This window comes from Streptomyces sp. NPDC051684, from assembly GCF_044453445.1.
GTDB lineage: Bacteria > Actinomycetota > Actinomycetes > Streptomycetales > Streptomycetaceae > Streptomyces.
Genome location: NZ_JBITCS010000004.1, coordinates 357,728 through 370,388 on the forward strand (window position 1 = coordinate 357,728; position 12,661 = coordinate 370,388).

Below are 12,661 nucleotides of genomic sequence, written 5' to 3' on the forward strand. Positions count from 1 at the left end.
TCATCGGACAACCCCCCTGTTTCCTGCGGCAGGCACAGGGCTAGCCTGTGGCCGCATGACCCTCAACCAGCTGAGGGCCTTCGTCGAAGCGGAGCGGCTCGGGTCGTTCACCGCGGCGGCGCGGGCCATGGACATCGCCCAGGCATCCGCCTCCGAACTCGTGCGCCGGCTGGAGGCGGAACTGGACGCCGAGCTGTTCTTGCGCGGCAGCCGCACCCTCGCGCTGACCTCGGCGGGACAGGAGCTGCTGCCGTACGCCCAGCAGTCCGTGGCGGCCGCCGACAGTGGCACCCGGGCCGTGCACTCGCTCGGTTCGCTCGGCGGCGGCACGGCCACCTTCGGCGTCCTGCGCAACGCGGACTACTACCTGCTCTCCAATCTGGTGCAGCTGTTCCACGCCCGCTATCCGTCGGTGCGGGTGCGGCTCGTGGGACAGAACTCGGCCGAGACCGCCGCCGCCGTGGCCGCCGGGCGCATCGAGGCAGGGCTGGTCGTCCTCCCCATCGACGACGAGGAGCTCCAGGTGACACCGCTGCTGCGCGACGAGGTGTGCTACGTCAGCGCGAGCGAGGAACGCACTCGCACACCCCTCACCATCGAGGACTTCGCGCGGGCGCCCCTCGTCCTGTACGACGCGCACTACGGCTGGCAGGACCCGACGCGGCGGCAGCTCGCCGAGCGCGCCCAGTTCGCCGGCGTCCGCGTCGACCCCCTGATCGAACTCGAACACGTCGAAGCCGCCCTCAAGTTGGTGACCACCGGGGTCGGCGACACGATCGCCAGCCGCGCCGTGGTCGAGAGTCCGGCGTTCCCCGCGGGGTTGCACACGGCCTCCTTCGCCGACCCCCTCTACGACACCATCGCGCTGGTACGGCGCCGGGGACACCCGCTGTCCCGCGCCACCCGCGAACTGGCCCGGATCGCCGAGGACACCCTGCGCGAGATCCGCGCCGCGCGGGGACTGTGACAGGGGCCGCCACGACACACCACAGGGAAACCCAGTGGATGTGACAGGACTCGCCCCTCTAGTCCTGTGGCAGCAGCCCGTCTAGCGTCCTCGCCATGCAGATCACGCACCACGAAGCCCAGGCACTCCCTCCCCTCAAGTGGCTCAAGAAGCCGTCCGTCGACGGACCGCCCGCCCAGCGCGACCCGAAGGTGGTCGAGCGCGTCTCCGAGATGCTCAAGGAAATCGAGCACAAGGGCATGGACGCGGTGCGTGCCTACGCCCAGGAGCTGGACGGCTGGTCCGGCGAACTGGAGGTCTCGGCCACCGAGTTGAAGAAGTCCGGCGACGCGCTTCCCCCGGACGTCCGTGCCGCCCTGGAGATGGGCTACGAGCGGACTCACACCTTCGCCGCCGCGCAGCGCGAGCACCTCACGGACTTCGAGATCGACGTCGCCCCCGGCGTGAAGGGCGGCCAGCGGTACGTGCCGGTCTCCCGCGTCGGTGCCTATCTCCCGGCCGGCCGCTTCCCGCTGCTCGCCAGCGCGTTCATGACGGTCAACGTCGCCAAGACAGCCGGTGTGCCGACGGTCGTGGCCTGCACTCCGCCGTCGGGTGAGCACGGCGCCCACCCCGCGGTGCTGTACGGCGCGTACCTCTCGCGCGCCAACCGGGTGTTCGCCCTCGGCGGTGTGCAGGCGCTCGGCGCGATGGCCTTCGGTCTGCTGGGCGAGGCCCCGGTGGACATGCTGGTCGGCGCGGGCAACGCGTTCGTCACCGAGGCCAAGCGGCAGCTGTTCGGACAGGTCGGCATCGACCTGCTCGCCGGCCCCTCCGAGGTCGCGGTCATCGCCGACGACAGCGCCGACCCGGTGTGGGTGGCGGCCGACCTGCTGGGCCAGGCCGAGCACGGCCCCAACTCCCCCGCCGCGCTGATCACCACGTCGGAGCGGAACGGGCAGGCCGTCGTCGCGGAGATGGAGCGCCAGCTCGCCACCCTCGCCACCCGTGACATCGCCGGACCGGCGTGGCGGGACTTCGGTTCCGTGATCGTGGTCGAGGACCGGGACGCCGCGGTCGCCGTCGCGGACGTCATCGCCCCCGAGCACCTCGAAGTGCACACCGAGGACGACGACTTCTACCTGGAGAACCTCTCCAACTACGGCTCGCTGTTCATCGGGCCGTGGTCCACCGTCGCGTACTCCGACAAGGGCATCGCCGGCACCAACCACGTGCTGCCGACGGGCAAGACCGCGCGATACAACGCCGGCCTCTCCGTCTCCCGGTTCCTCAAGCCGCTGACGTACCAGCGGGCCGCGAAGGAGGGCACGGCGGCGCTCGCCCCGGCCGTCGAGCGGATCTCCGCCTTCGAGGGCCTGGCGGCGCACGGCGCGACCGCGACGCTGCGCATCGACAGGATCGGCCGCACCTCGGGCGCGTTCGACGATGTCCCGGCCGCGCTGCGCGAGCAGCTCTGACCGCTCCTCCCACCGCCGGGCCGGGGGCGGTGCCGTCGTCGGTGCCCGTCCCCGGCCCACCCCTCGTCCGGGACCCTGCGTGCCAGTCAGGCGCGGCGTGGCTCCCACCTCGTCCGCGAGCCAAGGATCCTCATATGGAACACCCACCTCCCGAGCCGTCCCCCGCCGCGGGCGCGACGCTCACCCAGGGCCTGAAGGGCCGCCAGATCACGATGATCTCCATCGGCGGGGTGATCGGTGCCGGTCTCTTCGTCGGTTCGTCGGCCGCCGTGGCCACCGCGGGTCCGGCCGTGATCGTCTCGTTCCTGCTGGCGGCAGCACTGGTGGTGCTCGTCATGCAGATGCTGGGCGAGATGGCCGTCGCCAACCCCGACACGGGCTCCTTCTCCACGTACGCGGACCGGGCGCTCGGCCGCTGGGCCGGGTTCTCGATCGGCTACCTCTATTGGTGGTTCTACATCCTGGTCATCCCCATCGAGGCCATCGCCGCCGGCGAGGTCGTCGCGGGGCTCACCTCGATCCCGAGCTGGATACCGGCCCTCGCGGTGATCCTCGTGCTGACCGGCAGCAATCTGCTGGCGGTGCGCAACTACGGCGAGTTCGAGTACTGGTTCTCCCTGATCAAGGTCGTCGCGATCGTGGCGTTCCTGGTCCTCGGGGCGCTCGCGATCCTCGGTGTGCTGCCCGGCTCCGACACCCATGGTGTCTCGAACCTGTGGCGCCACGGCGGGTTCGCCCCGCAAGGTGTCACGGCGATCCTGGCCGGTCTGCTCACCGCGATGTTCAGCTTCCAGGGCAGCGAGATCGTCACGATCGCGGCCGCGGAGTCCGAGGAGCCGCGCAAGAACATCAAGAAGGCGATCCGCGCGGTGGTGTGGCGCCTCGGCCTCTTCTACATCGGCTCGATCCTCGTCGTGGTCTGCCTCGTGCCGTGGAACGCCGACGGCCTGAGGGCCGGGTCCTATCAGGCGGTCCTGGACCGGATGAACATCCCGGGCGCCGCCCGGATCATGGACGTGGTCCTTGTGGTCGCCGTGTGCAGTTGCCTCAACTCCGCCGTCTACACGGCGTCACGGATGCTGTTCTCGCTGGCGGGACGCGGTGACGCCCCGGCTGCCTTCGCCCGGACCTCGCGGCAGGGTGTGCCGCGCAACGCGGTCCTCGCGTCGACGGTCGTGGGCATCGCCGCGGTGATCGCCAACTATCTGCTGCCGGACGTGTTCTCGTACCTCATCGCCTCCAGCGGGGCGATCGCGCTGATGATGTACATGGTCATCGCGCTGACGCAGTACGCCGTGCGCCGCAAGGGCGAGCGGCCGACCGATGTACGCATGTGGGGCTTCCCCTACCTGACACTCGCCACCATCGCGTTCATCGCCGGGGTGCTGGTCCTGATGGCCGTACTGCCCGGCCACCGCCTAGAGTTGTGGCTCTCGCTCGGGCTCGCCGCGGTGCTCGCCACCGTGGGCGTGGTGCGACAGCGACGCCTTGGGGCGGCGCCCGCGGCCACCGCCGAACGCGTCGGCGCGGTCTCCGGGTCGTAAGGGTTCAGCGGGCCTTGGCGTGGGTGGCTCTCTCGACGAACTCGGTCGGCAGGACAAGGCGTTCACCGTCGGCGTCGACCTCCCCGGCGATCCGCCGGGCCAGCAACCGGGCGGCCTGATACGCGAGTTCGGCCAGATCGTGCCGGACGGTGGTCAGTCGGAACACCTCCCAGGCCGCCATGGGCAGATCGTCGAAGCCGATGACGGTGAGGTCGTCGGGCACCTTGACGCCCGCCGCGAGCGCGGCGTTGAGCACGCCGATGGCGACCACGTCGTTGCCGCAGAAGACCGCGGTGGGCGGCTCGGCCGCCTCGAGGAGAGAGGGCAGCGCCGCGTACCCCGTCTCGTACTCGAACGCGCCGCGCACCACGCGGTCGTCCGGCAGCCCGATCCCGGCGTCGGCCAGGGCCAGCCGCAAGCCCAGCTCACGGTCCCGGCCGGTCGTGGTGTTGGCCGCGCCGAAGATGCCCGCGATGCGGCGGTGGCCGAGCCCGACCAGCTCCTGCGCGACGAGGCGTCCACCGCCCTCGTTGTCGACGACGGAGGCGAAGTCGCCGGGCCGGCCGGTGTCCCGGTTGAGGAACACGTACGGCATGCCGCGCCGCTCCAGCAGAGCGGGCAGGCGCGAGTCGGTGGTGGCCGTCGCGAGGACGACGCCGTCGAGCGACTGGTCGAGCAGCTTCTCCTCGGCGACCGCCTCGTCGGAGCGCTCGGTGAGCAGCATCATCCGGTAGCCGAGCCGCTGGAGTTCGTCGTGGAGCGGCGCGACGACGTGCGGGTAGAACGGGTTGGTCATGTCGGTCACGATGACGCCGACTCGACGGGTCGCCCGGGTCGACAGTGTGCGCCCGGCTTCGCTGGGTACGTAGTTGAGCGCCTGCGCGGCCCGCTTGACCTTCTCTCGGGTGGCCTGCGAGACACGGGAGTCGTCACGCAGGGCGCGGGACACCGTGGGCTGCGAGACACCCGCGAGTTTCGCCACGTCGTGACTCGTGATCGCCATGACTCTCTCCTCGTCGACACCTCGTACCGCCCGGAACCTGAACCCGCGGCCCGGACAGTATACGTCCGGCACCCCGTATACGTATGCCCCTCCCGATTGCCTTGAGCGCCACCCGGTCGCCAGCTGTCTGGAAATTCGTTTCGAACCCCTTGACAGGACACGCCGCGGAAGCCTGTCATGGAAATGCATACGTATTCAGCATACGTTCACCCACCTGCTCGTCCACCAGGGAGCCCCCATGCCCGATGTCGTCGTGTCCACGCCCGACCTTGAGCGCCGCACAGTGCGGCGCAGCGACTTCGTCTCCTGCAACCAGGCCTTCATCGACTGCCGTACACCCGGCTCGGACCGGAAGGAGAACTACGCCATGATCGGGCCGGGCGTCTCGCAGTCCTCCGGCCAGCACGTCAACCTGCGGCTGCCGCACGGCTACAACATCGGCGCCGCCGCCATGCCGCACGGCATCACCAACAATCTGCACCTGCACTACACGGCCGAGGTGTTCGTCTGCACCGAGGGCGAGTACCTGCTGCGCTGGGGCGCCGACGGCGAGGAGGGTGAACTCCCGCTGCGGGCCGGCGACATCGCGTCCGTGCCCACCTGGATCTTCCGCGGTTTCACCAACACCGGGCCGGACGACGGCTGGCTTTTCACCGTGCTCGGCATGGACCGCACCGGCGGCATCATCTGGGGCCCCTCGGTCCTGCGCGAGGCCGCCGAGCACGGCCTGTACCTCAGCGCCGACAACAAGCTCGTCGACACGGTCGCGGGCGACGAGCTCCCGCCGGAGTCCGAGCGGGTCACGCCGATGGCGCAGGAGCACATCGACCGGCTGCGCCACTACAGCGCCGAGGAGATGCGGCGCCGGGTCGCCGCCGCCGAGGAACTCGTCTGGTCCGAGCACCCGTTCATCGACAGCGGCCTTCCGGGCGGCGGCGCGCGCCTGAGCTGCGTCATCGGCTACGGCATGACCGAGGACCCGCACCAGGAGCCACGCGTGTTCAACCCGCACGGCCACAACGTCGCCTGGCTGCGCGCCGAGTCCGGCCAGGGTGTCTCGCTCCACCGCCAGCAGGAGACCCAGACACTGATCGTCAAGAACGGCGAGTGGGAGGTCACCCTCAACCGCACCGACCCGGTCTCGGTGCGGCTGGGCCCGCGCGACATGCTGTCGGTGCCGCAGGACGCCTGGCGCACGCTGCGCAACGTCGGCGAGGAGGAGGGCGACCTCTTGGTGGTCAACTCCGGGGACGGACGGGTCCGTCTGGAGTGGGACGAGGAGGTCCTCAAGGCCGCCGCCGACGCGGGCCTCGGCCCGGACCACAACGGTTACGTCGCCCCGTACGCGCTGCTCCCCCGCTCCGCGCGGCCCTGGTGACCGGCGTGCCGCTGCCCCTGGTCGTGGTCCCCGGCATGCTCTGCGACGCGAGTCTGTGGTCGGACGTCGCCTTCCCCGAGGGCCACGAAGTCCACCATGTCGCGCTGCGGCGGCCGGACATCGGAGCGCTCGCGGAGGACGTGCTGTCCTCGGTGGACGGGCCGTTCGTGCTCGTCGGGCTCAGCCTGGGCGCCATCGTCGGGTTCGAGGCACTGCGGCGGGCCCCTGAGCGAGTGGCGGGACTGTGTGTGATGGCGACGAACGCCGCCGCGCCACGTCCCGAACAGCACGCCGCTTGGCGGGAGTTGGATGCTCTGGTCGCCGACGGCCGGTTCGCGCAAGTCGTCGAGCGCACGCTGCCGGACATGTTCCCCGACCGCCGCTGGTCGACGGCGGACGCCGAGCGCTACCGTCGGATGGCCCATACCGTGGGCCCCGATGCCGCCCGCGCCCAGCTCGCCGCCCAGCCCACCCGCGAGGACGCGTTCGCGGCGCTGCGCTCGGTGCACTGCCCCTCCGTCGTCCTCTCGGGCGGCCGGGACACGCTCTGCCCGCCCGCCTTCCACCACGCCATCGCCGCGGCCCTGCACCACTCCGACCTGCGCGAACTGCCCGACGCCGGACACCTCGTGCCGTGGCAGCGGCCCGACGCCGTGACCGCGGCGCTGCGGGACCTGGTCGCCGCGGTCGCCGCGGCCTGACACCCCAACCCCGTATCCGAAGAAGAGAGTCGAAGAGAGCCGTCATGCCCCGACACCTCAAGTCCCCCGTCCCCGCCGCCCAGGTGACCGCCGCCCGCGCGGACGTCGCCGACCGGGTGCGCGCCATCCTCGACGACATCCGCGAGCGCGGCGACGAGGCGGTGCGCCAGTATTCCGAGAGGTTCGACGGCTGGGGCCCGGAGTCGTTCCGGCTGTCCCCCGAGGAGATCGAGCGCATCGTCGCCGGTGTCCCGGAGCAGGTCCTGGACGACATCCGGTTCGTGCAAGAGCAGGTGCGCACGTTCGCCCAGGCCCAGCGGGACTCGATGCTCGACGTCGAGATCGAGACGCTGCCCGGCGTCCGGCTCGGTCACCGGCACGTCCCCGTGTCCGCCGCCGGCGCGTACGTTCCCGGCGGCCGCTACCCGCTGACCGCCTCGGCCCATATGACGATCGTGACCGCCAAGGTCGCCGGTGTGCCCCGGGTCGTCGCCTGCACCCCGCCCATCCGCGGCGAGATCCCGGCCGCGACGGTCGCGGCGATGCACCTGGCGGGCGCCGACGAGATCTACCTGCTCGGCGGCGTCCAAGCCGTCGCGGCGATGGCCGTGGGGACCGAGTCGATCGGCGGCGTGCCGATGCTGGCGGGGCCCGGCAACGCGTATGTCGCCGAGGCCAAGCGTCAGCTGTTCGGCGAGGTGGGCATCGACCTGTTCGCCGGGCCCACGGAGATCCTGGTGATCGCGGACGAGCACGCGGACCCCTTCGTGGTCGCCGTCGACCTGCTGTCCCAGGCCGAGCACGGCCCGGACTCCCCCGCCGTCCTCGTCACCACGTCCGAGGAGCTGGGGCGCGAGGTCGAGCGGCACATCGAGCGACTGCTGCCCGGCATGCCGACGAAGGACTTCGCCGGGCCGGCCTGGCGCGACCACGGTGAGATCGTCGTGGCCGACACCCTCGACGAGGCCTTCGGGATCGCCGACTCGTACGCGAGCGAACACGTCGAGGTGCTCACCGAGAACCCGCGCCAGGCCCTGGACAAGATGCGCGACTACGGCGCACTGTTCCTCGGCGAGGGCACGTGTGTCAGTTACGGCGACAAGGTCATCGGCACCAACCACGTCCTGCCCACCCGCGGCGCCGCCCGCTACACGGGCGGGCTGTGGGTCGGCAAGTATCTCAAGACGGTCACCCACCAGGAAGTCACCGACACCGCTTCGTCGGCGCTGCTCGGGGAGGTGTGCGGGCGCGCCGCCCGCGTCGAGCTCTTCGAGGGGCACGCGCGCTCCGGTGACGTCCGGGCCGCGAAGCACGGCGACAAGACACTGGAGTGGAACGAGGAGGCCGGCGCATGACGACCGACCGCACCAGGGCGCCCCTCACCGGGCGGACGGCACTCGTGACCGGGGGCGGCAGCGGCCTGGGCCGCGCCATCACCCGCTCTCTCCTCGCCGACGGCGCCCGCGTGGTGATCACGGGCCGCGACGGGGACACCCTCAAGCGCACCGCCGACGAGCTCGGGCCGGAGGTCGTGCCCCAGGTCTGCGACGTGTCCCGGCCCGCGGACGTCGAGGCGCTCGCCTCGGCCCTCGCGGACAACGAGATATCCATCCTGGTCAACAACGCGGGCATCGCAGGACCGGTGGCACCGCTCACCGAGATCTCCCCCGGGGACTGGGACGAGGTATTCGACATCAACGTGCGCGGCGTGTTCCTGATGTGCCGGGCGTTCCTTCCCGCGATGACCCGTCGCGGCTCCGGTGATGTCATCAACCTCGCCTCGGTGTCGGGCAAGCGGCCGCTGCTGCGGCGCACCCCGTACTGCGCGTCGAAGATGGCGGTCATCGGCCTGACGACCACGCTGGCGGGCGAGGTGGGCCCGCAGGGTGTCACGGTCAACTCGCTGTCCCCCGGGCCGGTTTCGGGGCCCCGGATGGAGCGCAATTTCCGCTTGGAGGCGGAGCGCACGGGCAGCACTTACGCCGAGGCCGAGAATGCCTTCGTGTCGCGTGCCGCGCTCGGGCGGATGGTGACCGAGGAGGAGGTCGGCGAGGCGGTGACCGCGATGCTGCGGATGCGTGGCATGTGCGGCGCCGATGTCGACCTGTCGGCGGGGATGGTGGCCCGATGACCGTTCCGCACACCCCGCGGCGCAGCCTCAAACAGCGCCTGGCGGACGGCGATCCGCTGCGCGGCGCGCTGCTGCGGCTGCCAGCGGAGACACTGGTCGAGATGGCGGGCGTCGCCGGTCTGGACTTCGTACTCATCGACTGCGAGCACGGTCCCGCGGACACGGCACTGCTCCAACAGCACATCATGGCGGCCGAGGCCCATGGCATCGACGTCCTGGTACGGGTGGGCAGCGCCGAACCCGCGCTGGCGCTGCGCGCCCTCGACCTGGGCGCGGCCGGTCTCGTCCACCCGCACATCGACGGTGCGGAGGACGCCCGGCGGGCCGTGGCCGCGAGCCACTATCCGCCCTGGGGCGAGCGGGGCTTCGCCACGTACAGCAGGTCGGGGCGGTTCGGCAGGGTCACCGCCGCCGAACATGTGGCCGCGTCCCGCGAGACGCTGGTCGTCCCGATGATCGAGACACGGCGTGCGTGCGACGCGGCCGACGAGATCGCCGCCGCCGAGGGCGTGGACGCGGTCCTGGTGGGTCCCGCCGACCTGGCGGCGGACTGCGGTTTCCCGGACCCGGCCGTCGTGAACGAGCTGATCGAGCAGGCCCACAGGGCGACGTACAAGCACGGACGCACCGTGATGTCGATCGTGCCCGGCCTGCCGTCGGCGCGGGCCGCGGAGGAGTCCGGGGCCCGCCTGATCGTCTTCAACATGGCGCACGTCCTGATGGACACCATGAGCGCCCTGGCCCGTCCCGGCCACACCTCTTGACGCCCCACCCACCGAACCCTACGGTTCACCACTAGCCCCCAGATTCATACGTATGCATTCAGCATACGCACCCCTCATCCGCAGCGCGATCGGAGCAGCCATGTCCTCTGCAGCGCCACCCCGCACCCCACCCGCGTCCGCCCCCGAAGCGGCGGAGAAGCGGAGCGCGATTCGCCGAGCCATCGGCGCGGGCAGCATCGGTAACTTCGTCGAGCAGTTCGACTACGGCCTGTACGGCTACATGGCCCCGATCATGGCCCCGGCGTTCTTCCCCGAGAGCGACAAGACCGTCGCGGTGCTGGGCACGTATGCGATCATCGCGATCGCCTGCCTCGTCCGCCCGCTCGGCGGGACCCTGCTGGGCCGCTGGGGCGACCGGGTGGGCCGCAGGAAGACACTCCTGTGGACCCTCGTGGCGATGGGCGCGGCCACCGCCCTCGTCGCCGTGCTCCCCACGTACCACCAGGTCGGCATCCTGGCGCCGATCCTGCTGCTGATGCTGCGCGTGGTGCAGGGAGTGGTCTCCGGCGGCGAGTACGTCGGCGCGGTCGCCTTCATCGTCGAGTGGGCCGAGCCCAACAAGCGCGCGTACTACACCTCGTACGCCTCCAACAGCTGCTTCGTCGGTACGCTCGCCGGCGCCGGTGTCGCCGCGCTCACCAGCTGGGTCTTCGAGGGACCCGCGCTGGACTCGTGGGGCTGGCGCATGCCGTTCCTGCTGGCGATCCCGCTCAGCCTGGTCGGCCTGTGGATGCGAAGCCGCATCTCGGAGAGCCCGGAGTTCGTGCGGGCCACCGAGGACGGCACCGATGTCGTCAAGTCGCCGGTGATCGAGGCCCTGCGGTCGCAGTGGCGGCCCATCCTGGTCTACTGCGGCATCTCCATCATGTGCGCGATCCTGTCCTACACCTGGGTCACGTTCTATCCGCAGTACCTGACGGACACCCTCGGCCTGCCACGCTGGATGGGCCTGGCGTCCAACGCCATCTCGATCGCGGTCCTCATCCCCCTGCTGCCGCTGGCCGGCAAGCTCTCGGACCGGATCGGGCGCAAGCCGATGCTCATCTCGGGCGCCGTGGCCTGCATCGTGCTGGTACCGCTGGCGTTCTGGGTGGGTGATCGCGGCACCTTCGGTGCCGCGATCGTCAGTCAACTCATCTACCTGGTACCGGAGTTCTTCCTCACCGTCATCGTCACGGTCTGCGCGGCCGAGCTCTTCTCCACCCGCACCCGGTTCAGCGCCAGCGCCATCGCGTACAACAGCTCGTTCTCCATCTTCATGGGGATCACCCCGTTCGTCGCGACGCTGCTGGTCAGCACCTTCGGCACGATCTACGCCGTGTGGGCCTACCTGGCCGCGGGCGCCGTGCTGGCCCTCGTCGTCGTCAGCACCTTCATGACGGAGACGTACCGGAGCGAGCTGGGCGCGGACAAGTTCGCCCGCCAGGACACCCCGCAGCCGGCCTGATCCCGCGCTCCGGCACCCCTTGCCGGACGCCCCACCCATCAGTCACGCTACATACGCATTCACAACGCAAGGAACGGAAGAAGCACCATGGCCCTTGACCCCGTCGCGTACGAGCCCTACAACGACCCGGACGAGTTCATCCGCGAGGTGACCGACCGCATCTGGGTCCAGCGCGACATCGCCCACATCGTCGACAACTACGAGCCCGACTCGATCGTCCACGCGAGCCTCGGTACGGTCGTCGGCCGCGACGGCGTGATCGAGGGCAGCACGATGCGGATGGCCGCCGTGCCGGGACACATCGGCCAGGCCGAGGACGTGGTGTGGGAGGCCCGCGGGGACGACGCGTTCCTCAGCTCGCACCTCGTCTTCTCCGCCGACGAGCACCTCGTGGACGGCCGCAACGTGCGTGTGCGCAAGCGCACGGTCGCCAACTGCCTCTACCGGCGAGGCCGCATGGTCGAGGAGTGGGTGGTGCGCGACGACCTCGCGGACTGCCTCCAGCTCGGCATCGACCCGGACGAGGCCGCGCGCGGCCTCCAGTTCCAGGGCTACACCGGGTCGATGACCGAGGAGCCGCCGAAGGACGTGCTCCTGGAAGGGGTCAGCGGTCCGCGCCCCGACGACTTCCGCCCCGAGTGCGAGATGGTCCTCGATTTCATCGAGAGCGTCTGGTCCCGGCGCGAGCTGAACAAGGTCAACGACTACATGGCCCGCGACCTCTTCCTGCACACCATCGGGGACCGCACCGTCATCCGCCCGGAGCGCTACCAGGCCGACCTGCTGGACATGGTCGGCCCGTTCCCCGACGCGCGCTTCGCCGTGCTGGACGTCCAGACGCACCACGCGGAGCGGTACGCGGGTCTGCGCGTCGCCGTCACCTGGACGATGCACGGCACGTACCGCGGCATCCCGGCCTTCGGCCCGCTGACCGGCAAGCCGGTCACGATGCTCGGTGTCTCGCAGTTCACGATCCAGGACGGCCGCATCGTGAAGGAGGTCCGCGTGTACGACGAGATCGCCCTGCGCGCGCAGATCAACGCGGGCCGGGAGGACGGCGCGGACGTGGCGGCGAACATCTACTAGGGAACTGCCGGGTAGCCGCTGGTTGCCTACTGGGCCGAGACGGGGGGGGGCGGGGGGGGGGGGGGCCCCCCCCCCCCCCCCCCGGGCCCCCCGCCACCCCCCCCCCCACCACCAAACCAAAAAACCAAAACCGCGCGGGGGGGGAACCTTGTGTGTGTGGGT

The 12,661-nt window shown here is 70.8% G+C and carries 11 protein-coding genes; 10 read left to right on the forward strand and 1 reads right to left on the reverse strand.

What is annotated here, in order from left to right:
* The first annotated feature begins 55 nt into the window (after positions 1-55).
* The 3 genes from ACIA8D_RS07570 (at position 56) to ACIA8D_RS07580 (ending at position 3,968) form a co-directional block, all read left to right on the forward strand.
* Positions 56-967, forward strand: coding sequence for a LysR family transcriptional regulator (locus ACIA8D_RS07570; RefSeq protein ID WP_399229647.1), 912 nt, complete (start codon positions 56-58; stop codon positions 965-967).
* Between the two features lie 95 nt (positions 968-1,062).
* Positions 1,063-2,424, forward strand: a complete 1,362-nt coding sequence (gene hisD, locus ACIA8D_RS07575) for a histidinol dehydrogenase (protein ID WP_399229648.1) — start codon at positions 1,063-1,065, stop codon at positions 2,422-2,424.
* 134 nt (positions 2,425-2,558) lie between these two features.
* The gene (locus ACIA8D_RS07580) at positions 2,559-3,968 is read left to right on the forward strand and encodes an amino acid permease (RefSeq protein ID WP_399229649.1); all 1,410 of its coding nucleotides are present in this window, start codon (positions 2,559-2,561) and stop codon (positions 3,966-3,968) included.
* 4 nt (positions 3,969-3,972) lie between these two features.
* On the opposite strand, the gene ACIA8D_RS07585 is transcribed toward ACIA8D_RS07580, so the two are convergent.
* Positions 3,973-4,971, reverse strand: a complete 999-nt coding sequence (locus ACIA8D_RS07585) for a LacI family DNA-binding transcriptional regulator (protein WP_399229650.1) — start codon at positions 4,969-4,971, stop codon at positions 3,973-3,975.
* A 238-nt stretch (positions 4,972-5,209) separates the two neighbouring features.
* On the opposite strand from ACIA8D_RS07585, the gene ACIA8D_RS07590 reads away from it, so the two are divergent.
* From ACIA8D_RS07590 to ACIA8D_RS07620, 7 genes are all read left to right on the forward strand, one after another.
* Positions 5,210-6,349 carry a cupin domain-containing protein gene (locus tag ACIA8D_RS07590; protein WP_399229652.1) on the forward strand — a complete coding sequence of 380 codons (1,140 nt, stop codon included), beginning with the start codon at positions 5,210-5,212 and terminating at the stop codon, positions 6,347-6,349.
* Between the two features lie 5 nt (positions 6,350-6,354).
* On the forward strand, positions 6,355-7,050 hold the full coding sequence (locus tag ACIA8D_RS07595; protein WP_399229653.1) for an alpha/beta fold hydrolase: 696 nt from the start codon (positions 6,355-6,357) through the stop codon (positions 7,048-7,050).
* 44 nt (positions 7,051-7,094) lie between these two features.
* Entirely contained in the window at positions 7,095-8,405 is a 1,311-nt protein-coding gene (hisD, locus tag ACIA8D_RS07600) for a histidinol dehydrogenase (protein WP_399229655.1), read from the forward strand.
* Complete coding sequence (locus ACIA8D_RS07605; RefSeq protein WP_399229657.1) at positions 8,402-9,181, forward strand: SDR family NAD(P)-dependent oxidoreductase; 780 nt, start codon at positions 8,402-8,404, stop codon at positions 9,179-9,181. The genes hisD (ACIA8D_RS07600) and ACIA8D_RS07605 overlap by 4 nt, the downstream gene beginning before the upstream one ends.
* Positions 9,178-9,945, forward strand: a complete 768-nt coding sequence (locus ACIA8D_RS07610; RefSeq protein ID WP_399229658.1) for an HpcH/HpaI aldolase/citrate lyase family protein — start codon at positions 9,178-9,180, stop codon at positions 9,943-9,945. Before ACIA8D_RS07605 ends, ACIA8D_RS07610 begins: the two co-directional genes overlap by 4 nt.
* A 100-nt stretch (positions 9,946-10,045) precedes the next feature.
* Positions 10,046-11,413, forward strand: a complete 1,368-nt coding sequence (locus tag ACIA8D_RS07615; protein WP_399229660.1) for an MFS transporter — start codon at positions 10,046-10,048, stop codon at positions 11,411-11,413.
* A gap of 87 nt (positions 11,414-11,500) precedes the next feature.
* Positions 11,501-12,499, forward strand: a complete 999-nt coding sequence (locus ACIA8D_RS07620; protein ID WP_399229662.1) for an ester cyclase — start codon at positions 11,501-11,503, stop codon at positions 12,497-12,499.
* The last annotated feature ends 162 nt before the right edge of the window (positions 12,500-12,661 follow it).